Genomic DNA, 23,615 nt, shown 5'->3' with positions numbered 1-23,615 from the left:
TTAGCTTCTACCTTTATATAAAAAAACCGCCCAATAGGGCGGTTTCTTCATACCTGAAACTCTTCAGAATCAGTTCTGAGTGATGGTGGCAACGTTGCTTGCACCAACCTGCTCAATGCTAGCCATATTATATGCACTGTTCTGGCTAACAGTGGCAACATTTTCATAGCCACCCTGTCCAACGTGAGCGGAATGCTCGTAGCCAGTTTGGGCCACAGTAATCAGGTTATCGCCGCCAAAGTCTTGGTGAACTTCTGCCAGGTTCAACTCACCCGCTTGATCAATATCTACGATATTTGCAACACCAGCACTGTAACCATAGGCGTAGTTGCTGTTGCCTGTCTGATCAATATTTGCCAGGTTAGCATCGCCATACTGACCAAAGTCAGCACTATTCATGTCACCGGTTTGTACAAGGTTAGCGGTATTGTCATTGCCAAATTGAGCCATAGCACCAAAGTTATTGGTCTCATTCTGGGTGATATTGGCAACGTTGTTAACACCGGATTGGTAACCGAAAGCAGCGTTAGCATCACCTTGCTGCAGGATAGTCGCAGTGTTGCTGAGGCCGGATTGAGACAGGTCGAGCAGGTTAATATCACCACTCTGCATCAGGTTTGCAGTGTTCTCAGCACCTGACTGAAAAACAGTACCTACGTTGAAGTCACCTACCTGACCACCAACAAAACCATCAAATGAGGAGTACCAGGTGCTGTTCCAAACACCGTTATTGTCTCCAACCTGGGTGCTGACGAAGTAGTTACCGTCACCTTCCTGTTGCAGAACGCCCATGTTGTCGCTGCCGTCTTGATACATGTCGGCATAGTTAAAGTTAGAGTCGGTATACTGATCCAAATGAATCATATTTTCACTACCAAACTGCGCAGCGTAGGCACTATTGTAGGAACCGGTCCACTGGTGGATAGTTCCATTGTTACCTTCCCCATCCTGGTAGGTCAAAGCTTCACTGCCCATTTGGCTGGACTGACTGGTGTAAGCAGCATTACGGTCACCGAGTTGGGTCTGATCAATGTAGTTATCATCAGCATAATCCTGAGCTGCAACAGCTACGTTATCATTACCCTCCTGCCACTGATAGGCAGCATTATTGTTAGCCTCATATACTTGGGATACATTTGCAGAGTTATTTTCGCCGAGCTGAACCTGATCACCGTAGTTATTATCAGCTACAGCCTGACCTGCGCCAGCAATCAAAGCAATAGCAGCAGCAAGTGTAATCTTTTTCATTTATCAATCTCCCTCAGAATAAAATTATAAATACAAGTAAAATAGTGCAATGCCTTAATCGTACTGCACCAGTTGCACCGCATGGTCGTCACCGAACTGCGCGACATAACCAAACAATCCATCACCATTTTGAATAATGTTTGCAGAATTTCCGTAACCAACCTGGCTAATTAAAGCCACATTATCTACGCCATTCTGTATCGCTGTAGCTTGGTTGTAGGCTCCTGACTGCGATATCGCAGCATAATTAGAATCGCCTGTTTGTTGCACCAACGCTGCATTGGAGCCACCCTCCTGGATCAGGACAGCCTGGTTGTAAAGACCAGACTGGGTAACTTCAGCAAGGTTGTAATCACCTACTTGTGAAACCTGGGCCAAGTTACCCGTAATTGAATCTTTTCTTAACAAAAGAAGATCCAGAGCACCCTGCCCCGCAGACAATTCATTGTGGTCATCTAAATCAGAAGCCCAGCACACCGAAAGCGGTAAAACCAGAAACAGAAATAAAATTGCCGTTACTCGTTTAGCTGTAGCAATCACCAACCACCTCTCCAATAAGAACGGTTAACAACTATAAGAAACAACATGGACACTATAGGTAAAAAAAAATATATCTTAAATCAGAAGAAAGATTACATTTAACCGGAAAGAATAAGAAGAACGTAAAACTTTTGTATTAAGGTAGTGATTTAAATCAAAACACACAAAAAATAAAACAGTTCAATTCCACCAAATTACACACACAAACATGAAAATACATAGATATAATTTAATAAAATTCCATTTCGCTAAATTACATATACATCTAAATGAACATGCCAATAAAATTTAATATCCGCTAAAGATTTATAATATTTTTACTGGTGTCGCAGAATATTCACTGAGGACAGACATAGGGTATTGGCTATTATCTTCCAATGCCCACAAATTAGCATTAACTCCCTGGGATATAAGATGAATTACCGCCGACTCTATCGCAGAAAGAACACATAATTGAGCTGGATCGTTCGTGGTCATCCCAGCCTCTATTTCAAGTAAGCGCTTATATTCCACAAAAGTGTAAACATCGCCTTGAACTTGCCTCGACAAGATTTTCTTGCTCGTTAAAACACTACTTAGAACTCGTCCACTTCGGACATCTACCGCACGCAGGTTTACAGTAACCTCATCTACACGATATTGTTCAGAAATACCGATACCGAAGTAACGTGCCCCCGCACCCCCTGTTTTGATGTTTGTATCGTAACCGACTATCCCACCCTCCAACATAATATTGGCTGACATAAGAGAAGGCAGATCGAATACAGGACTGGCAGGATTGTCCTGTTCTTTCAGTGCAGCTCTAATTATTTTTCTTTCGGTTAAGAGGTTTTGTAAACCCTCCCGCTCAAGAGTCACAAACCATCCAGATTCATTTAGAACCTGAACCAGCATAGCTGCAGCCCCTTGAGTCACTGCGGTCGAGAATGAGCTGGAGGGCGCTGGCCGATATTGTCCAGTTTGATCACTAAAACCGTACACTGCTGCAACTATTTTCCCTCTAGGAGCAGGCAAACTGACTAAGTCAGAATAGGTGCTCATTCTATCCGTCAAAGTTGCCTTTTGTTGTCCAGGGCCGAACAACGCCTCCTTAACAGAACTACACCCACTAATGCTAAAAATAATAATTAGAATAAATATTCTCGATAACATCGCACCACCCCACAAAACCTAAGCTTGCAAATATAATTTTATTAGTTGCTTGGATTAAGACCTACAACTACAATTTCAGATATCTCACCCGTAACAGCATCGGTAATGGTGATCGTCAATTCACCATCAATATCAACAATATTTACGATATAGTCATCAGTTACCAAAGTGCCGTCATTACCATTTCCCACATCTGTTAGTAGCTGTGAGAGCAAACGGGATTCTAACGTGTCAGTAAATCTATCCAGGGAAGAAGAGTCAGAGTACGGCGAATCCTTAGCATCAGGATCTTTTTTACTGTTCTGTGCACTAGCATTATTCAGTAAATAATTACCATTAAGAGGATTGCCCCCAAACGATGGATTCACAGGCGTGTACACCAGTTCTGTTGCAAACACCGAGCCAGAAAACAATAAAAAAGCCGTTGTGAATAAAAATTTCATTATATTTCATCCCCCGCCAAATCAACATTTTGAGATAAAAGATCCTGCAACCGTTGCTGCCGCACATTATTATTTATTTGCGAAGCAGCCTGCTCGACAATTGCACCGAACTTTCTCCGCCCAGGATAAATGACAGTTTTAAAGACTTGCTTGCTATCAAAGGTTACCCAAACAACACTGCCCCACCTTGCCGAAGGCCTTTCATGCACGGTCAGGTTGTAGTCGAATCCTGTCAAATTAGTTGTTATATAAATTGATAGCGATCTAGCGAACTCATGACCTATACCGCTTACCGTATTATCAATTACCAATCCAGTAAGCAGGGATTCCTCAGAGCTTTGATCACTTGTTTCTTGAGCGTGACTTTTGTGAACGATACACGAAAGCGCAACTGTTAACACAGTTGCGCACAAAAATATTGATTTCATAATATTACAAGTTTTGACTGGCCCAACTACTTGCTTCTAACCGGTTCTTACAGCCTATTTTTCTATAGATTTTATACAAATGACTTTTAACGGTATGCTCGCTAACACATAATGTTTCGGCTATATTTGCATTGGTATTACAGTCACAGATCAACTGTAAAATTTGCCGTTCTCGCTGCGTGAGGTTTGAAGCCTTATCGCACCACTTTTTAGGCTTTCTGTGTTGCCTGAGAAAATTATGGAGAACATCCCTTGGAAACCAGTATTCTCCCGAGAATATCCTACCCAACCTCTCCATAATGACTTTTGCTTCGCATTCGGAGGGTATTAACCCCAGAACTTTTTCCCAATGCAGAACAAAATCAATATCGGCCTTCTGATCGACATTGATCAATACTATGTTGGGAGGTGTGGGCAGGGAGTGTATCTCCCTCAAAAGATTCTCGAGATCTGAAGAGGATACATCGGCACAATCAAGAAGAAGGTATTCGGCCTTAATACCACTTAGGGATGAAAGTGTCGAGCGCTGAAGGATAGCGCAGGTAGTCTTAAATTCATCTTCAATTCGCCCGGCAAATATTGAGGATTGAAGATTGACGCATGCGGTTAAAAAGGCAACTGTAATCCCTGTTTTTTCTGACTTAGGGCTAACAACCTTTAGTGGTGCATAATCCTTATGCAAATTCATCTGGGTTCCCCCAATGTGCAGTCCTTTTATGTTTCAGCCTGTTACCAGCCTAACTATTTTTTATCAATTTTCCGCGCTCATCTTACGCTGTGAGCTAAATCTATTCGATCAACTCATTAACTGCAACCGGTAGTGATCTAGATATCAAAAATTCAATCTTAAGTGTGCCAACTTGGTTCTCTAATACCATTTTGTAATACAAAGGTATCATGGATCAGTAAACTAAAAAGAAAAATCAACATGCTTTGGTATAGATTTTCTATCGGCAATAGAACCCTATAAATATCATTTTTTTTGTACTGGTCCACATTATTAATAAATTTATTTTGAATAATTTAAGATAAAAAAAATTGCTACCAACAATAAGACGACAAACACAAGATGATTCGAGCCTCATCAGAGACAGACTGACAAAACGGTATTCGATAGCAATAAAATATAAATTTCACCTCATTACTTTTAAGCCATATTTGATCGAGTAAAATCACCTGAGAATTCATAGGATCAGGCCCTGCAAATAAAAACGGCAAAATCACGACTTAAAATTAAACAGCTTAAATAGTAATCAGGAAAAGCTTGTTTTATGCTCATATTCGGCTATGCCTGAACTATTCCCCTAGGGGAATTGGCAAAACCGTACAAGTTAAATTGCAGTATCAAATAGAAATCTACATCCTCCAGGGTGAAGTTATGAACAGTGAGATCCACACATCAGATTGCAAAATCAATTATCAGGTTGCCAACCAGCCCAGCCCGCTTTCTGGTCATAACCTCTATATTGCTGATCAAGCGTTAAAGGAAGCCGTACATATTAATGGGGCCCATTGGGCTGAAGATGACCTGGAGCGGTATGGGGAGGTGTGTGGCAGGCCAGAAATGATTGAGCGGGGTTATGCCGCTAATGAATTTAAACCTATCTTCGAAAGTCACGATCGTTCCGGCCACCGCATTGATTTGGTTCGATACCACCCCTCTTATCACCAGCTAATGCAGCTAGCACTTTCAGAAGGTTTACACAGCTCTCCCTGGACCAACCCACGCGCAGGTGCCCACGTGGCCAGAGCTGCAAAAAATTACTTGCACACTCAGCTTGAAGCCGGTCACGGGTGTCCTATCACTATGACCTTCGCCTCAGTGCCCACTATCGAGCTAAACTCTGAAATCGCCATCGAATGGATACCCAAAATAACCAGCCGCACTTACGATGGAAGTAATCGCCCATATTTTGAGAAAAATTCATTGACGATCGGTATGGGCATGACCGAAAAACAAGGGGGCTCAGATGTCAGGGCAAATACCACCGCTGCAATTCCCCTCGCCGATGGAACCTATGAATTATTAGGGCACAAATGGTTTATGTCCGCCCCTATGTGCGATGCCTTTTTAATTCTTGCCCAGGCGCCCGGCGGCTTATCCTGCTTCTTGGTTCCAAGATGGAGGCCGGATGGATCGAAGAACCAGCTGGAGATTCAACGCCTGAAGACAAAGTGTGGCAATGTTTCCAATGCATCTTCAGAAGTTGAGATACGCGGCGCATTGGGCTGGCTAATCGGCGAGGAAGGGCGTGGAGTCAGCGCCATCATCAAGATGGTAGCGATTACACGGTTTGATTGCATGATGGGTTCATCTGCAGGGCAGCGGCAAGCTGTTATCCAGGCAATATACAACGCTAGTGAGCGCAAAGCATTTGGCAAAAAGCTGATTGATCAGCCACTGATGCAAAATGTGCTTGCCGACCTGCAATTGGAGGTGGAAGGCTCAATTGCCTTTACCATGCGCATAGCCAGAGCAATGGATCAAGAGGCCAGCGAACACGAAAAGATGCTACTCAGACTCGGGGCCGCGGTGGGAAAATACTGGATATGCAAACGCAGTCCCCATCACGCCTATGAGGCTATGGAGTGCCTGGGAGGCAATGGAGCTATTGAAAACTTTATTACGGCACGGCTGTACCGAGATGCTCCGATAAATGCAATCTGGGAAGGCTCAGGGAATATTCAAGCGATGGACGTGTTACGTGCCATCACTAAAACCCCTGCAGTAATTAGCCACTGGTTTGATGAATTAAACATTAGCCGAGGCATAAGCACACAATTTGATACGGCAGTCGACAAGTTAAGAAACGATCTTTCCGACCTAAATCAATTTGAATACCGTGCCCGTCATATTATTGACCAAATGGCCCTGACCATGCAGGCGCACCTTCTGCTACAGGGGAGTAACCCTTGTGTAACTGACGCCTTTATCAAATCAAGAATAGGGATTAACGGCACACACAATACTGGAAGCCTACCCACTGGGATTGATATCGCCACTATTCTGGAGCGGGGAAACCCTCTTATAACTTAAGATACAATAACAGCTACTATCGCGCCTATTTCACGCTGATCGCTACCAGGGTATAAAACTTCCATCCCATGACAGTAATTTTCCGGTGTCTGCCGATGCCAGTTGGCTCAAGACATCTACAATACGATTCGCGCTTAATTCAGGGGTGTAGAGTTTATCTGGGGGCAAATTAGACTGAAAAGGTTTGGATAGTGAAGTATCTGTCGTACCTGGGTGAATCGCTACCACACAACTTTCCTCCAGTTTCCGCGCCCACTCAATAGACAGATTCTTAACCAGCATATTTAATGCGGCCTTACTACACCGGTAGCTGTACCAGCCACCGAGCTGGTTATCCGTGATACTTCCCACCTTTGCCGAAAGCGATGCCCACAACAAAGGGCGTCTGCGCTTCAAGAATCCATCCAGTGCGCGCGCTAAATGTAAATGGGAAAGTACGTTGACCTGAATCGACTGCAATAACCAGTGATCATCACATTGCGATAGGGACTTCTCCGGTCCGTGGAACTCATCATGTAAAATGCCACAGCAGTTGATTACCCAACCTGGTGGCTCAGAGTGTTCGGCCAAAAAATTTTCAACAATATCGATGGACTCGGCTTGCTCTAAACAAACGGATAAATGGTGTCGCTCACCGACATGGCCAGGAATCATATCAACTGTGATTCGACTCAAGGTCAATAATGTAACTTGAGGATAGCGCCGAATAATTTCGGCGCCAATAGCCTGCGCTATGCCACCGGAAGCACCGGCTATCAACACAGATTGTGGACTTTCGAGCATACCGGCCTCCATGCCGGATCATGGAGTTTTACTATTTTCCTTTCTTTTTCTCTCCAGAAGACTGCACTTCCTCAGCTTTGCCCTTGGAGGCTTCCTTAACGACCCTTAGCATCGGCTCATCAGAGCGGAAAATAAGACCGTGAATTTCTGTCGTATTCTGCCCCTGAAGTAGCTGCTGTAAAAACTGCACTATCTGGGCTGAAATTTCCTGTCCCGGCACAAGGACCGGAATACCTGGCGGATAGGGAACAATTTCATCTGCACTGGTCCGACCAACCAGGTTCTCAATAGCTTCTGTGCCATTATCCATCAGCGGCAATTCTTCTGCTTCCGAAAAATAAGCATCTGCCGGTAGACATGTAAAACGGGTAAATTCTGGCAAACGCCTCGGCGACCCGATATGAATACGCTTGTGAGTATTTCCTGCCAATTGCTTAAGAGCATGAATCAAGCGAAGTAATTTGCTCTCTGTACTACCGAGGGTTACAAGTACAGTAATGGTATTGTAGGTGGTCTTTTCCACCTGGATGCCATACTGATCAAACAATTTAATCTGCATTTCATTGCCAGAGTAACCACTCTTGGAAATATCAATAGTCACCTTGGTGGGATCAAGGCGAATGTTATCACTGGCAAGTGGGTCAGCAATTAAGTCATCACGTGTTAGCGCGCGGAACACACCTGTCTCATTAACGGCATTACGTAAAATTTCCACCATCTTTAGACATTGCTTCAAACGACCATATCCCTCCATCGCCATTTGTTTACGCGCCACATCTAGGCTCGCAATCATTGCATACTGAGGACTGGTAGAGGCGTGCATATTCAGGTTTTCACGAAAACGGAATTCATCAAAGTCCGGATCTTGCACGTGGATCATACTGGCCTGGGAAAAGGCCGACAGCATTTTGTGGGTGCTTTGGGTCACATAATCTGCCCCACACTCCAGTGCTGTAGGCCGCAACTCGGGATGGAAGAAACCGTGGGCAAACCAGGCTTCATCCACCAGCACTTTCACTCCACGCTCATGGGCGTAGTCGATAATTGGCTTAAGGTCGTAACGTAATCCATCATAGGTGCAGGAGGTAATTACCAATAGGCGCGCATCACTGTGCTCATCCAGGGCAGCTTCAATATCCGAACGCTTTACCGGCCCGTAAATTCCAAATTCTGGATGCAGTACAGACTTCAGGTAAACCGGCTCACAGCGATTCATCACAATCGCATGGTGAACTGATTTGTGACACGCTTGGTCAACGATAATTTTTCCGCCACCACCAAGAATTTGCTGAATAACCACTTTATTCGCGGTAGAGGTGCCGTTGGTCAGGAAAAAGGTATGGCGAGCTCCAAAAGCCTGAGCCGCTAGATCCTGCGCCTCCTGAATAACCGAGTGGGGCTCGAGTAAACTATCTAAAACTTGAACAGATACAGACAAGTCTGTATTGAAGATATGTTCACCCATAAAGCGATAAAAATCCCCCACCCAGGGACTATTGCGCAGACTGTCACCACCAGAATGGCCGGGTGTATGCCACGCATCCCGAGCTGAGAATACGTATTCTTTCAGAGTGTCGGCAAAAGGAGTCGAAGCTCTTCGAGCAATAAACGCCTGCACCAAGCGGAACATATGGTTGAAATTGCCCTCACGGCGGTCGAACAACTCATCGAAGCGGCGACGCAAATTTGACAGGGATTTTGAACCGGATTTGCCCGGCTTGGAAGTTGTTCCAGCAAAACCACTGTGGGCTACGAGGAAGATGTTAAGCTGGGAACGCAAAGCGTGAATTCGGTCAGCGAGTTCATCTGCAGCATCCAGCCTCTGCCCATCACTGCCACCATCGACAATGACCGCTTGCAGGGAATCCTCTTCTTTTGCCAACCTCTCAGCATCTGCGGGCATTACGGCTTCAAAATGAAGACCAAAAGGATTGTCGTGTACTGCTGCCGTATTATTGAGAGCGGTAATCCACTCATTGGCCAATTTGCTATCAGAACTGACCAGAGCGACCCGGCACTCTAATTCAAGGCTGTTTTCGTTTAGGTTGCCCAACTCAGGCATCTTCAATTCCAAACCCATAATTCTTATCCATCAGCATAGCTTGCAGGTGAGTACAACTTGCTGTATCAATTATTCAACTATTTGATTTTATTAACTTTTATAAGGCCCCCGCGAGTTGCGGTGGCTCTGGAATTCCAGGGCAATAAACACCAGGGGGCAAATACTAATGTAGGAGGAAGGGGAATTCTGCGACTACATTGCATTTGGCGATTTTCGCCAAATGTACCCAGGCATACCAGATCTATTGCCAAGGAAGATAATAAAGTTAGAACTTTGCGCTACGCACAATACCATTAAACGTGAGGCAATCCTCGACCCTGTGACGTTGTACCTGGGATAATTGGTGAAGCGGAAAGTAAGCCCATTGGGAATGTTCATCAGAGAGAATATAGTCACCCTCTTTAATGAAATGGGCTCGAAAAATAAAAACATGTGAATTGAAAGCGTTGTGGTAATAGATGCCACTGAGATACTCTATTCGAACTTCTCGTCCAAGTTCCTCATGGCACTCCCGCACCAATGCCTCATGGGCAGTTTCACCCGGGTCTAATGCTCCGCCTGGCAAGCCCCAGCTACGCTCAGCATAAGTCGCTTTCAGCTGCAGTACTTCTCCGCCAGTATTCGTGATTACCGCATGGGCACTCAAGCGGTAACTTTCATCAAAGGCCATGAACAAACCCTGATAACAAGTGAGGTTAAGAAGGGAAAAACGAGAGCCTATTCATTGCGAGTACGCCCTCGTCGTTAAGGTTAAAACCCCTGGGCTAATACAAATCCAAATCCTAAAGTTTGCACTGATTCATCATAATCAAGGAGGCTCTCGCCGTAACCATTGAAATAGCGGATATATCCATCGACGCGTTTCCCGAGAGGGAAGCCCCAGGTCAGCTCCACTGCACCACGATTATCTGAGCGCAAATTGTTACGTAACATCAGTGAAACCGTGTGATCTCCATCGCGGTATCGCCCACCTAGCTCAAAATGCCCCAGGTAGTGCTCAATATCCGGATTATCATCATCATCCTTATCTTCAGGAACCCTGTACCAGGGCTTTAGGCTGATTGAATAATTATCCCGCTCAAAAATGAAATTCGCATATATTCTATTCCAGCTACGGGAATAGGGTTCACTGCGCCCATTTGACTGGTGGTTAATCGCCACCTGATTAGCTACATTATTCCAACCAAATAGGCTCCAGTCATTGAGCCAACTCAGAATCAATTCCGGCTCGTGGTTTGTCTCACGGAAGGGAGCGGAGTCATCGGAGTTGTATGCCTGCCAAAAGCTGCGATTTGTATAGGCGACACTCAGTACAGAAGCCTGCCCCAAAAAACCGCGCCAAATAGGCACTTGCACAGAGAGCTGGAACTGTACTTCGACGTTATCCAAATCCTCAGCTTTATCTGGTCCTTCAATATCTGCCACCCCTCCCTCTTCAGGGGCTGGGTTGTAGACCATTGGCAGCACGTAGTTAGTTTTATGGGAAGCTAAAGTGAAAGGGTTATTGGCCGCATCCCTGATAGCCTGAGCTCTGCCCCCTAACAATATTTCATCTGTCGGAAGGTCTTCCTCATACTCGTCGACAATAAAGTCCGCTATCACCGGATCCTCTTCAAGAGTCAGTTCAGCTCTAACTCTTTCAGCGCAGATACGTCGGATTTCCCTTATCGTGACATCGGCATCCGAAATAAGAATTTGCTCGTTCAAGCAGCGCTTATGGTGGGTCTGCAGGTTTTCTCCCGCATCCATTGAAAAAGTTGATTCTGGCGCCTCTTCAGCTAAAGCTGTTGGCAACTGTGCAACTAACCCAACAGAAGAAAGTAATGTGAGCCCGGCAAAAACCCTTCTTCGATAGTAGGACAAAACGCTTTCCCCCAGTCATTTATTGCAATCGTGATGCAAGCTTACACTGGAGAGGATTACAAGTCCCACTACATAATTTTGCGATTATCGTGACAAGACAGCCAATCAGGCTAGAGAAGCCCTTATTTCAGCTTAGATAGAACAAAAAACTAAATAATAACAGGTATAGAAACAGCAATCTTCATTTAAGACTATTTGTGTGACCAATAGTGGTTATAAAGTTTCCTCAAGCTGGACTAAAGTAGTCCTTTTAAGCTCGACGACCACTCCAAGTCCCTCAGCCGAACCTGCCACAGGCGACCAGTACTAGATGGCCAATCATACCCCACCAACAGGCTCCGACTATCAACATAGCAATGGGCATCTCTTTCAGCTTCATCACCCTGGTAAATGTAAGCAATAATATCAGAACCCAGTTCCTGAGCCTTCTGGCTCGAAACATCCCCCGCCATTGATCTTGCCGTGCGATGGCTCACCCTAGGAGAGAGCAACTTACCCCGCTGAGATGGATCGACGATATCAGGGGATACAACTTCCAGGCCATTTTCATGTTGTACCAACCTCGACAAAACAGGCCCCATAAAAACCCGCATCAGTGGAAACAATAGCCGCTCTTCCCCTTCGATATTGAGTTGCTGAGGGCCATTGGGGCCTGTCCAGCTGGCTTGAATATCATCACCTATCGCAGGACTCTTTCCCTCTTCTGGAATTAACTTGTAGTGGGCGCTCACCTCATCAACTTCATCTCGCCAATGCACAACACACTCACTCACTAGCCCCCCCTCCAAAAGAGCAAATACTTCGATACCAAACCCCTGGTCCCCGACTAAGCGCCGACTGACAAGCGAGCGTCGCCCCTGCTCATCATTCCCTAACTGCCAACTATCTTGCACAGGCATTTCCCTGCCATCACAACTGTAGTGATAGCGACCCTGAGCCAAAGTTGAATTTAAACGCATCGCAGGTTCCCTCCTTGCTCGCTGTACATCAGACCGGCGGTCCAGTACCCAAAAAGTATTGCACATGGAGGGAGGCTAACCTCGTTTTTTACGCCTCCTTTAGCCAAACACTATGGAGACAGTGACTAACGCAAGGATTTAAAAATAGGAGAACACTATGAAACAGCTGAAATACCCCCAAAGTGAATGACTTAACCTGAAGTAGTTGAAGAATTTTCCAGCCGGATGCACCAATAGAGTGAACGTTTTATATAAAGCACTAGTGAGATTCATTTAAGGTATCCAGAAATTAGGCTCGTCAAAATTCCAGGTAACTCCTGACCTAGAACCAACTATCAATCATTGGAAAACCTATATCTACAAAAGTACTTACAGCCTCTTCTTTTATTCTCATTCACCCAAAAGAAACTTAAGCTATTTAAGCGGAATAACGTCAAGCTGGCGCAATAAACATCAAATAATTTTTCCCACGTCACATAAGCACAAAGTTCCAGCTGGCAGCACAGGATTTCCGGGGGAATGAGCCAAATATATTTGGTAGCCTTTAATTCTTGAGCATGACCAAAGAGAAAACTCTCAAATTTTATCATTATCCATATCACTCATCGAAACCAGTAACTTGCTGGTACAGCAAAGTGAATGGCTTTCATCGCGAGTAAAATTCGACGCAACAGCATGTCAGAAATTTGTTTGAATAGAGGATCGCTAATTCAACTACTAATTCTCTTATAAGAGCTACGGAGACAATATCTTTAGGTATCCATGATGTTGCTGGAATACAACCATTAGATCCCTATAAATATCGCTTTCTCCTACCAGCTTTCACGCACTAGCGTCACCGAAGTCAAGAAATATGATATTGGTATTTAGGACTCTTAAAACACCCAAAACCCCAAGAAACATTCCCTTCCAAAAAGCTTCTGCGTATCTACTGCTACCACCGTTTGTATGGACATTATTTTTAATATTATCAATCAGTAAAGTCTCAGGGTTACAGGCTCAATCAATGGAACTAATAATTGGGGTACAACGCACTTCAGGAGCTACCAATAAAATATCTAACAGTATTTGCCAGCCGTAGCTTTCAGATCACAGCCACGGCTTATCGGAAGATAGCTCCATACAAAGACTACAAATTTGAAAAGGTAAACATTAAAGATATCGCTGCCAAAATTCGGCTTGACCGAACTCCTCATCCATGGCGTACGGTTTAAAACCAGTCTTACGGTAAGCAGCCTGCGCAGTGTAATTTTTTTGTAGAACTTCCAAGGTCAACTTACAACATCCCCTATCTTTTGCTTCTTTCTCAAGAAAACCCAGCATAGCCGTACAAACGCCCAAACCTCGTGCAGATTCACTAACAACAACATCGTGAATATTAATAAGAGGCTTACATAAAAAAGTGGAAAAACCAGTAAAGCAATTAATAAGACCAACAGCTCTACTATCTCGGTATGCTAAAATACTAAAAGCTCCAGGAAATTCACTTAGTGCCGACACCAACCCTGTTCGACAATGATCAGAAAGAGCTTCACCACCACCAAATGGATGAAGTGCATACTCTTCCATTAAAGCAATTATGCTTTTTGCATCATGCAAGTCATCATAATTCGCCAAGCTAATTTTTAAATCAATATCTACATTACAACCTGACAACACCATATGATTCTCTTTTTACTTTTCCATTAGCTCAACGGTTTTATTGAATGTAATTTATTAACCACTTATACAGCCAACTTATCCACCACACTTATAGATCTCTGATACAGCGTGGACAACAGAGGGTACAATATCGGATTTACTCCGTAACTTCAGCACCCTTCTTTTCCGGTACCGCCTCGATATTGGCTTTTTCATCCATTGGGAAATGCTGTAAATAGCTACGCAAACGCGTCCGTCTTGCAAGCAATTGACGCACTCTCAAGCGATGCCGCCCCACTGAATTCGAGTGCCTGGAAACCCTCTGCCGCCTTCTGGGAATGGCGCTTTTCTTTCTTCCCATGATCTTAGATTCCTTTTTAGACCAGGTTTTAGGCAATAGTCATCTTTTTAGATTAGACCAGATACACTTGGCGCGCACGAACAAAGTCGCTATCCTGCTGACTAATTGTCCAAACGGTCACATCAGGATAGATTCATTGCACCCGCTTAATCATTTAATAGAGAACAACCAACATTGGTCAGAGGCAACTCGCGAAGATAAGCCTGACTTTTTCCTTAAACTGTCTGAGCAGCAGAGCCCTGAATACCTCTGGATTGGCTGCGCTGATAGTCGCGTTCCCGCGAATGAAATTGTCGGCCTATTACCCGGGGAGCTTTTTGTCCACAGAAATGTTGCCAATGTAGTAGTCCACTCAGACCTGAACTGCCTTTCAGTACTGCAGTACGCTGTAGAAATCCTAAAAGTAAAACATATTATTGTCTGTGGTCATTACGGCTGCGGCGGTGTCCAGGCTGCACTTAATAACGAGCAGCTTGGCCTGATCGATAACTGGCTGAGACACATTCAGGATGTCAGGGATAAGCATCACACCTTGATAGATCTTTTCCAGCAACAGCAACGCACAGACTTACTGTGCGAACTCAATATTCTGGAACAGGTAATACACGTTTGCCAGACCACCATTGTCCGCGATGCCTGGCGTAGGGGCCAGGAACTGACCGTCAATGGGTGGGTATATGGACTCAAGGATGGCCTGGTGCACGATTTGGGTATTTCAATCAAGCACCCGGGGGAAATTGCTGATATTTATCAAAGTGCTCTCAGCAAAATCGCCCAGCGCAGCACGGAATAATACCGCCCAACCACAACTCCTTTCGTTTTTACCACTATAAATGGGAAAGCCCCGGTATTTATTTATCGGGCTCGACCCTGCTTGGTGGAGAAACATGTCGGCATACAGAAAGTGGCAGTGCCAGAACTGCGGCTGGATATACGATGAGTCCAAAGGTTGGCCCGAGGATGGAATTCTTCCCGGTACTCGCTGGGAAGATATAGCTGAAGACTGGTACTGCCCGGAGTGTGGTGCAGCCAAACAAGATTTCTCCATGCTGGAGATTGGCGCCGATACCACTCAAGCCAGCTTAGCTAGCAATGATGGCTTCCGGATCTGGGAGTGCATGGTATGTGGCTGGACATACAATGAGGCCGAGGGATGTCCACAAGATGGCATTGCTCCTGGTACTCGGTGGGAGGATATTCCCGACGAATGGAATTGCCCTCAATGCGGCGTTAGTAAACAAGAATTTGATATGGTTCTTGTAGGCCAAGCCCCCATCGCCCCGTCCCCTTCAGCCAACCAAAAAACAACCACTACAACCTCAGCACTTTTAGTTATTATTGGCACAGGGCTGGCCGGGTATAATCTGGCGCGAGAGTTTCGCAAGCTTACCCCCCAGTCTCCTCTCCTGTTAATCACCGCCGATGATGGAGCTTTTTACTCCAAGCCTTTGCTGTCAGCCTCTTTCTCTCACGGCAAGACTGCACAGCAACTCAGCACTTCCAGTGCCGAAGATATGGCTAGCGAACTCAATGCACAAATTCTGGTTCACACGCGGGTAATACATATAGATCGCCAAAACAAAACTCTGACGATTCAGCAGGATGGTGCAGAGCATGTATCCAAGATTCCCTATGGAAAGCTAGTTCTGGCAACCGGGGCCAAGTGCCGCAAACTTCCCCACTATGAGGGGGATGCCCAATCACATATCTTTCGCATAAATAATCTCAGAGACTACCACCGTTTTCGCACTGCCGTGGTGGGGCGCAAGCGCATACTACTCCTGGGCGCTGGTTTGATTGGCTGTGAATTTGCCAACGATCTGGTACAGACCGGCTTCGCAGTGGATCTGGTTGACATGGAGCAATGGCCACTGGCGACACTGCTGCCGAAAGTCGCCGGACGCGATCTGCAGAGAGCCCTGGAAGACTATGGCGTTCGCTTCCATGGGGGCTCATCATTAAAGTGTATCGAGAAATTGAGCACCGGTTTCCGGGCCCAGCTGAGTAATGGAGAGCAAATAGAAGCGGATGTCGTTCTCGCCGCACTTGGACTTGAGGCTAACACCGGCTTAGCCTCCATGGCCGGTATAGCCGTGCAAAGAGGTATTGCTGTAGATCGATATCTGCAAACAAGCGATCTCGATATCTACGCCCTGGGGGATTGCGCAGAAATAGACGGCCATCAGTTACTCTTTGTCGCCCCCCTAATCAGCTGTGCGAAGAGTCTGGCACAAACTCTGTCAGGAAATCTGACTCCCGTTTGCTTTGGCGTTATTCCTGTGGCCGTAAAGACAACCCTGCACCCAACTACCGTTTGCCCACCAAGCCCTGATACCAAGGGGACTTGGCAAATCAACAAAGAAGATTCAGGGGTTTGCGCCGAATTTCGCGACGAAAAGGGCAATTTACTCGGTTTTGCTCTTACCGGTAGTACGATCGCCCTCCGGGAAAGGCTCAGCCAAGAGTGCCAGCCAATTATGAACGACCAGTCAAAAAATGACTGTTAATCATACTTATTTTAATAGCTATTCGAGGTAAAGCGCGCAAACCGTTAACTTTTGCCTTAAAATGGCGGCCCTTCAAAGTTTTGGTACAAGTAGCCCTAGTATGACGACAGAGAAAAGCCGTACGATTTCCCCGTCACCCGAGCAAAGCCGGCTACTGCGGGACACCCTCGGCCACTTTGCTACCGGTGTAACTGTCATTACCACTCAGGATACCAATGGCCAACCTGCCGGCATGACGGCTAACAGCTTTAATTCCGTTTCCCTCGACCCCGCCCTGGTTCTATGGAGTATCGATAAGCAATCCATGGGCTATAAAGCATTTACCACCCGGGAGCACTTTGCCGTGCATATCCTGCGAGCAGACCAACAACATGTCTCAAACCTATTTGCTGGTCGAGGGGCAGACAAGTTTGGACAGGTCAACTGGTATGAAGGCCCCAATGGTATACCTCGCCTAGAGGAGTGTGCAGCCTATTTCCATTGCCGCCGCGCGCAGTGCATTGATGGTGGAGATCACACAATATTGCTTGGAGAGGTGCTGGAATTTGCCGCTTTTGGTGGTGAACCCCTGGTCTTTCATCAAGGCTGTTATCGTGCACTGGCTGGAGAGTAGCAGCTCACTTTTTGGAGCCTAATCACTACCCAAAGGCTATAAAAATAATTTTTTAATGCCAATTAACCAGTATTTGGCAGAAACTTTGGTGTTGCATTAGTGACCTCGTAATAATTCAAGGGCAGTCTGAAGCAAACCATGAAAATGGACTGATAAGCCATGACTTCAACTACGCTCTTCTGTTTCGCCCACCGGGGCTATCAACAGCGAGCCAGTGAAAACACTCTCCAAGCAATCGGGCATGCGTTGGAACTCAACGTCGGGGGTATCGAAATTGATGTGTGGAATATTGGTGGGCAGCTTCTGGTCAAGCATGACCGGCGACTCGGACGCCTAATCGCGGGCTCTGAACTCATCACTGAAATGCATCCCGATGCTCTGAAAGAGAGACCTCTCCCTTGCGGGAATAAGGTCCCTACATTAAGGGAAGTCCTGGAACTTGTGGGAAATAGTGCCCAACTCAATATCGAGCTGAAAGGGCCTAACTGTGCAGCCCTTTTCGCGGATGAAATCCACACCTTTACGCAGGATACTGGTGCAAGCTATGAGCAATACATCGTCTCCTCTTTTGATCACCGCCAGTTGTACCAGTGCCTGCAATTAGCTCCTGAGGTTCGGCGGGGAGTGCTGGTTTCCGGTGTTCCCCTCGATCTTGCAGCCTGCTCTGCTCCATTAAAGGCCTATTCATTACATACGAACGTAGATTTTATAAATGCAGATTTAATAGCCGATGCAAAACAGCGCGGGCTTAAGAACTACGTATTTACCGTCAACGACCCCAACGATTTGATACTGTTGGCAGCTCAAGGTATTGATGGGGTTTTCACTGATGAACCTCAAATCGTATCCGATTTTAATGCCCGTGTTGAATTCACAAAAACTGGCACTTAGACGTTGGAGAAGATCCTCTTCACCAATTAAGAAAACAGACAGTAACCCGGGACAATTACCGGGCTACTGCTGTGAGTTAAAGCAGGAAAAGACTCGAGGCTAAATAGTCTCCCCTATTTATACAGCTTAAAACTCTGCGCTAGCACGTAAATACCAATAACCACCATTAAAGCCAAATGGTGATGTGAGGGCATGGCGTACCCCGAGATATCGCAATGTGGGCTCCTGCTCATCATCAGGCATTACGTCAAAGATATTCTCGCCCCCCAACGACAATTTATAATTTTCATACAGCGTAAACGTCGCTTCGATATCAACGAGAATTTCACTGCCATAACTATAGGTATCATTGGCATCCCCAGCACCAAACAACCCGCCTGTTGATTCCCAACTGCCATAGCGATTAAAACGCAGGTACCCTGCAAATAAATCACCCGTATCGAGATCAAAAGTTAAAGTCGTTCGATCACTGGGAACTTGGTTTTCCAGGTCAAATACCCGTGAGGCATTGATGGTATTTGGCGTAACACTGGTAACTTCCTGGCGATTGTGATTGTGGCGTAAATCCACCACTAATAAACTTTCAAAAATCTCGAAATCACTGGTAACTGCCAGATCTATACCTGACACTTCCGAGTCATAAGCATTGACGAAATAGTTTGCATTGCTGCCGTTGAGTAGTGCTGCATTTTCTATACCGGCATTTTGCAACAGAATCACTTCGTCATCTCCGATGGCATTGTTGCGCAGAGCCAGGCGATCCTCGATGTCGATGCTGTAGTAGTCTATTGTCACACTGGTATTGTCCAGTGGAGCAAAAACCGCACCCAAGGTAAAACTGGTGGATTCCTCCGGCTCCAGCTCAACGGCTCCGAGCGCTGATGCTACCGGATGAGCCACAGGGTAGGTTCCATTGGGTATCAGGTTGCCACTGGAGTCTGTCGTAGTAGTAACATTTAAGGTATTCACCTGTCCGGGTGTTGGCGCCCTGAAACCAGTATTTACCGTCGCTCGAAATGCCAGTTGTTCATTCACATCATACCGTGCTGACAATTTCCAATCCGATGTCGAGCCAAACTCATCATATTCCTCTAACCGTAAAGCCGCTCCCAAAGTCAGAGCCTCAGTCACATCGGCTTCAAGGTCAATATAAGCCGCAATACTCTCGCTACTGAAACTGCCCAGCGCTTCAATCGGGAAACCCTGAAAACCATCTGAACCCACACCAAAGTACGCAGCAGTTGGACCTACCTCAGTGGACGCTGCATCCCCCCTACCAATTGAGTAAGTCTCTTCACGCCACTCAGCGCCGAATGCAAGGTTCAATGGCGAAGCAAAAGCCATGACATCAATGGGGTAGACAAAATCCGCATTGAGGCTGGACTCTTCCTGCGTGAGGGTTCCCGGCTTGAAGGAAGTAGGAGACAAAATACCCAAGCTTGGATTGATGGAATTTTTCAGGACATAGTCCACTTCATTTTCAGCCAAGCGTCCGCGTAGATCCCAGGAGAGGCCATTGGCAAGCTCTCCACGCGCCCCGAATACAGCCGCGATATCATAAATATCTGCACCAAATTCAGGGTTGTAGCCGCCGGGAAACTGAGTATAAATTGGGTTTCGCAACACGTACCCACTGTCGCTGGAAGTATCTGCTACCAGGTAATCCGAGGGGTTTAGGCCCTGCGCCAAAATAGAATCCACTAAAGACTGGGGAGCTGGGTCGGGCATGTAGTCGATACTATTCGGATCAAGGGGGTCATTGGGGCTGTCTACTTGCAGGGTACCTCTCGCAGTAAACTGGTGTTCTGGGTCGAGCACCGGTCCACGATAGAAAAAGTCAGAAATTGTTTCATTTTGTGAATAACCGAAGTTTCCATAGAGCTCTACCGAATCAGAGATATCCAGGCCGCTGTTAATAAAAAACTTCAGGGACTCAACATCGGGATCACCCCATCTCTGACCCAAGCCATCCAGTGGTACTAAATTATTTCCCACAACTGATCCTACCTGTTGCGCATCTGGCCGCGCTTCGCTGCGCCAGGTTTTATCTGCGCGGGAGAATTCAACGGTGCCATTAATAAATCCTGCATTACCCAGCGCAAATCCCGTATTTGCGGCAATACTCATCCGGGTTCCATCCCCTTCAAAATACTCCCCTGTCTGAGCTGATAAGCTAAATCCCTCTGCATCATCCTTCAGGATAATGTTAACGACACCAGCAATCGCATCGGAGCCATATTGTGCTGAAGCGCCATCACGCAAAACCTCAACTCGCTCTATAGCCATAGAGGGTAGCGCCGAAAAGTCGACGGCTTGGGCACCCTGGTTAACTGTGCCCAGGGGGGCAAGCTGCAAGTTAACCAGCGCAGAGCGATGGCGGCGAGTTCCATTGACCAGTACCAAAGTTTGATCTGGGGATAAATTACGTAAAGTCACCGGGCGGATAAAAGCGGTGCCATCAGCAATTGGAAATCTCTGCGTATTAAATGAAGGGGCAATTTTTGCCAGGGACTCAGTAAGATCAAAGCTCGCTTGATCCGCAATGTCCTCTCCGCCAACCACATCTACCGGAGAAAGAGTCTCGGTGGGAGATACACCCTCTTTGCGTGTACCTGTGGTTATCACTTCCTCCATTGCCCGATCAGCAGTATTAGAGGCGCCCTCTTCCTTTTCCTCAGCAATCGCATACCCACCAGAATTAAAAATCGCAACTGCCACCGCCAATGACAAAGGTCTCAACAAGTAACGCTTCATATTCACCACCCTCTCTTCTCATTATTAACATCAAACAGAACATCACCGGATAACTCATCAAAGCAATGCACATCAAATTAGATCCGTGCAGGGGTTAAACAAAAAAGCGGCATACTGACGTTCCGTTAAATTGCATCCATGCCAGAAATTAGTGCACGCCTAGGGTAGATCTTTTACGCGATTAAATGTCAACTTCCAACAAATCAAAAAATTAATGTCGCGATATTTATTTTAAAAGGAGGGGGTACACGTTTAGCAAATACCAAAAACTGCCAAACGTGACTTTTAGAAAGGCTGAAGCAAAAGTGACAGCAATGAATTCACTTAAAAAAATAAATAGGTGAAATCAGCACCGTCTATTGAGGTGTATAAGTAACGTCAACTTCATAATCCGATCCAAGGCGACTGTAACCCCGCACCATAAAATAGGCTTCACTCTCACCACTTGGCACGGTTAAGGAACAGTTCTCAGAGCTATCTCCCTCATAGGGACGACAATCGTAATAGCGCCAAGTAGGTGCCGCACCAAAACGGACATATAGATCGGCATCATTAGTACCGGTCATATCCGCGATAAAATCTGTACCGGGCGTTACACTGAGAGGTCCATAGTGATCCTCCGAACCTCGACCCACATCACCACTAAAGGTTTCTGTTTGTTCCTCACCGGGGTCGGGATCGGGGTCCGGATCGGGGTCTGGGCCCGGATCATCCCCTATATAACCCTTGGCCAATTCAGCGACATAGGCAGCAGCAAGCTTTCCAAACTTCACCGCATGACTGGCATCTCCACCACTATTAGCGAGGGTATCACTTGAAGTGTGGATATAAGGGTTTGAGCCATTAAAAGTCGCCTCAAAAGGAAAGGAAACCGGATAACCCTGGTTATACCAAGATGCGTGATCAGAACACGCATAACCACAGTAAGTTGTTCCAACAGTGAGACCGCTCAGGTAGGTCTGGGCCAGATCCTCAAGAAAGCTATTCTGGGCACTATTGGTGTAATCTCCAATAATATAGATATCACTATTTGAACCATAGTAATTAGTCATATCCAACTGCAAGGCACCTATCACATTTTTATTCTGTGACTTGTAATCGCTGGCAATATCATCTGACCCCCGCAGCCCCACTTCCTCAGCAGCATACCCCATAAAAGCCAGCGTTTTATCCGGCTTATAATCTGTAGCGACAATTGCATTAATGACATCAGTCAATGTTGCTATGCCAGACGCATCGTCGTCAGCCCCCGGCGCTCTCGTACCTTCACCAGTGCCAAAACCGACCGTAGAATCCAGGTGCGCCCCCAGCACGATAATTTCATCCGGGTCAGTTTGCCCCTGAATCGTCAAAATTACAGAGGGTTGCGCCCAACTATGGCTATAAAGTTCGACAGAGGCATCACTTCGTGAATTCGTTAATGCCTGCCACTCATCCCTTATCCACTCAGCACCATCCACGCCGGTTGAAGTGGTGTAATAGCGATTAGTAAAATTCGACAAACTTTGAATAGTTGACCGTATATTAGACTCTGAGATCTCTGCTTGCAGGGCGTTAACCACATCTGCATTATCAATAGAGTAAGCGATCACGTTATTCACTGTTGTCGTCAGCGATGAAATCTGGGCAGCTTCTGCTTCCTCCAATGAGTCATGTACCATAAAGCCGCCACAACGGTTATGGTTGATATGCATCAGAGTCGATATTTCGGAAAGATTCTTTTCATTAACTTTTAGAATAGTGACTCCGTTACGTTCCTCACCTTGAATCGCGAGTGGTTGCTTGGCAACCAGGCTACTGTTTTGCTTTAAGGTTTTATAACCATCACTACCTATAGTTATCCACAGCTCTTCTGCCATAACAGCGCCGGGGAGTGCAAGAACCCCAACTAAAGACCTACTAATAATTTTTTTCATTATCTTCTCCACATTAAGTTAGCCCCCTGCGAATCCCTGATATTTCAAAAACACAGGCAGGCAATAAACACACATGCAAGAAGCCTGCACAAACAGCAGTTTTGAATCTCAATAATATTCAAATAATACAAAAATCAATGAGGATGGAACTACAGGCCATACCTATAAACAATCGCGGACAATCCAGAAATATTTTTATTATTCGAATTTCGAAAAGCGCAGAGAGAACAAACAAAACCGGATTGACCAATCCGGCAAGGAAAAGCTAGCACATTCAAATAAATACTAAAACAATTTGGCATCTTTCAGCGTAAGAGCCGCAATAAACTTTAAGTGGATCACAAATACACAAAAAACATAGAATATAAAAACACTATTAATAGCAAATAGAACTAGGAATAATTTCTGAACTAAAGG

At 45.8% G+C, this 23,615-nt stretch carries 20 protein-coding genes; 5 read left to right on the top strand and 15 right to left on the bottom strand.

Annotation, left to right across the window (positions count from 1 at the left end):
* Positions 1 to 69: 69 nt before the first annotated feature.
* From ACJJIL_RS03680 to ACJJIL_RS03655, 6 genes are all read right to left on the bottom strand, one after another.
* Positions 70 to 1,248: a hypothetical protein gene (locus tag ACJJIL_RS03680; protein WP_444907429.1), complete on the bottom strand. Its 1,179-nt coding sequence runs from the start codon at positions 1,246 to 1,248 to the stop codon at positions 70 to 72.
* A 54-nt stretch (positions 1,249 to 1,302) separates the two neighbouring features.
* Positions 1,303 to 1,788 (bottom strand): hypothetical protein, encoded by a 486-nt coding sequence (locus ACJJIL_RS03675; RefSeq protein ID WP_413665886.1) that lies wholly within the window; start codon positions 1,786 to 1,788, stop codon positions 1,303 to 1,305.
* 306 nt (positions 1,789 to 2,094) lie between these two features.
* On the bottom strand, positions 2,095 to 2,940 hold the full coding sequence (locus ACJJIL_RS03670; RefSeq protein WP_444918059.1) for a CsgG/HfaB family protein: 846 nt from the start codon (positions 2,938 to 2,940) through the stop codon (positions 2,095 to 2,097).
* 41 nt (positions 2,941 to 2,981) lie between these two features.
* The gene (locus tag ACJJIL_RS03665; protein WP_413663118.1) at positions 2,982 to 3,383 is read right to left on the bottom strand and encodes a curli assembly protein CsgF; all 402 of its coding nucleotides are present in this window, start codon (positions 3,381 to 3,383) and stop codon (positions 2,982 to 2,984) included.
* A complete protein-coding gene (locus ACJJIL_RS03660; RefSeq protein ID WP_444934026.1) occupies positions 3,383 to 3,811 on the bottom strand; it encodes a CsgE family curli-type amyloid fiber assembly protein in 429 nt (142 codons plus the stop codon). Before ACJJIL_RS03660 ends, ACJJIL_RS03665 begins: the two co-directional genes overlap by 1 nt.
* Positions 3,812 to 3,815: 4 nt before the next feature.
* Positions 3,816 to 4,499 carry a helix-turn-helix transcriptional regulator gene (locus ACJJIL_RS03655; protein ID WP_413663120.1) on the bottom strand — a complete coding sequence of 228 codons (684 nt, stop codon included), beginning with the start codon at positions 4,497 to 4,499 and terminating at the stop codon, positions 3,816 to 3,818.
* Positions 4,500 to 5,189: 690 nt separating this feature from the next.
* Here ACJJIL_RS03655 and ACJJIL_RS03650 point away from each other — a divergent pair.
* Positions 5,190 to 6,848 (top strand): acyl-CoA dehydrogenase family protein, encoded by a 1,659-nt coding sequence (locus ACJJIL_RS03650; protein WP_444915673.1) that lies wholly within the window; start codon positions 5,190 to 5,192, stop codon positions 6,846 to 6,848.
* 42 nt (positions 6,849 to 6,890) lie between these two features.
* Here ACJJIL_RS03650 and ACJJIL_RS03645 read toward each other — a convergent pair whose 3' ends face one another.
* From ACJJIL_RS03645 to ACJJIL_RS03615, 7 genes are all read right to left on the bottom strand, one after another.
* Complete coding sequence (locus ACJJIL_RS03645; protein WP_444915672.1) at positions 6,891 to 7,631, bottom strand: SDR family NAD(P)-dependent oxidoreductase; 741 nt, start codon at positions 7,629 to 7,631, stop codon at positions 6,891 to 6,893.
* A 31-nt stretch (positions 7,632 to 7,662) separates the two neighbouring features.
* Positions 7,663 to 9,711 (bottom strand): aminotransferase class I/II-fold pyridoxal phosphate-dependent enzyme, encoded by a 2,049-nt coding sequence (locus ACJJIL_RS03640; protein ID WP_445361219.1) that lies wholly within the window; start codon positions 9,709 to 9,711, stop codon positions 7,663 to 7,665.
* A 247-nt stretch (positions 9,712 to 9,958) separates the two neighbouring features.
* On the bottom strand, positions 9,959 to 10,363 hold the full coding sequence (locus ACJJIL_RS03635; protein ID WP_445361218.1) for an NUDIX hydrolase: 405 nt from the start codon (positions 10,361 to 10,363) through the stop codon (positions 9,959 to 9,961).
* Positions 10,364 to 10,443: 80 nt separating this feature from the next.
* Positions 10,444 to 11,556, bottom strand: a complete 1,113-nt coding sequence (locus ACJJIL_RS03630) for a phospholipase A (RefSeq protein ID WP_445361217.1) — start codon at positions 11,554 to 11,556, stop codon at positions 10,444 to 10,446.
* Between the two features lie 236 nt (positions 11,557 to 11,792).
* A complete protein-coding gene (locus tag ACJJIL_RS03625; protein WP_413663126.1) occupies positions 11,793 to 12,515 on the bottom strand; it encodes a hypothetical protein in 723 nt (240 codons plus the stop codon).
* Positions 12,516 to 13,667: 1,152 nt separating this feature from the next.
* Entirely contained in the window at positions 13,668 to 14,177 is a 510-nt protein-coding gene (locus ACJJIL_RS03620) for a GNAT family N-acetyltransferase (RefSeq protein WP_444940893.1), read from the bottom strand.
* Positions 14,178 to 14,313: 136 nt separating this feature from the next.
* Positions 14,314 to 14,517 carry a hypothetical protein gene (locus ACJJIL_RS03615; RefSeq protein ID WP_413663128.1) on the bottom strand — a complete coding sequence of 68 codons (204 nt, stop codon included), beginning with the start codon at positions 14,515 to 14,517 and terminating at the stop codon, positions 14,314 to 14,316.
* A gap of 136 nt (positions 14,518 to 14,653) precedes the next feature.
* On the opposite strand from ACJJIL_RS03615, the gene can reads away from it, so the two are divergent.
* The 4 genes from can (at position 14,654) to ACJJIL_RS03595 (ending at position 18,528) form a co-directional block, all read left to right on the top strand.
* Positions 14,654 to 15,310 carry a carbonate dehydratase gene (can, locus tag ACJJIL_RS03610; protein ID WP_445361216.1) on the top strand — a complete coding sequence of 219 codons (657 nt, stop codon included), beginning with the start codon at positions 14,654 to 14,656 and terminating at the stop codon, positions 15,308 to 15,310.
* A gap of 94 nt (positions 15,311 to 15,404) precedes the next feature.
* Complete coding sequence (locus ACJJIL_RS03605; RefSeq protein ID WP_445361215.1) at positions 15,405 to 17,024, top strand: FAD-dependent oxidoreductase; 1,620 nt, start codon at positions 15,405 to 15,407, stop codon at positions 17,022 to 17,024.
* Positions 17,025 to 17,124: 100 nt separating this feature from the next.
* On the top strand, positions 17,125 to 17,637 hold the full coding sequence (locus ACJJIL_RS03600) for a flavin reductase family protein (RefSeq protein WP_413663130.1): 513 nt from the start codon (positions 17,125 to 17,127) through the stop codon (positions 17,635 to 17,637).
* 159 nt (positions 17,638 to 17,796) lie between these two features.
* Complete coding sequence (locus ACJJIL_RS03595; protein WP_413663131.1) at positions 17,797 to 18,528, top strand: glycerophosphodiester phosphodiesterase; 732 nt, start codon at positions 17,797 to 17,799, stop codon at positions 18,526 to 18,528.
* A gap of 126 nt (positions 18,529 to 18,654) precedes the next feature.
* On the opposite strand, the gene ACJJIL_RS03590 is transcribed toward ACJJIL_RS03595, so the two are convergent.
* A complete protein-coding gene (locus ACJJIL_RS03590; RefSeq protein WP_444934034.1) occupies positions 18,655 to 21,282 on the bottom strand; it encodes a TonB-dependent receptor plug domain-containing protein in 2,628 nt (875 codons plus the stop codon).
* Between the two features lie 356 nt (positions 21,283 to 21,638).
* Positions 21,639 to 23,198, bottom strand: a complete 1,560-nt coding sequence (locus ACJJIL_RS03585) for a M28 family peptidase (RefSeq protein WP_445361214.1) — start codon at positions 23,196 to 23,198, stop codon at positions 21,639 to 21,641.
* Positions 23,199 to 23,615 lie beyond the last annotated feature (417 nt).

Source organism: Microbulbifer maximicatervae (SeqCode) (assembly GCF_052468095.1).
This window is presented reverse-complemented; position numbering and strand designations above follow the sequence as displayed.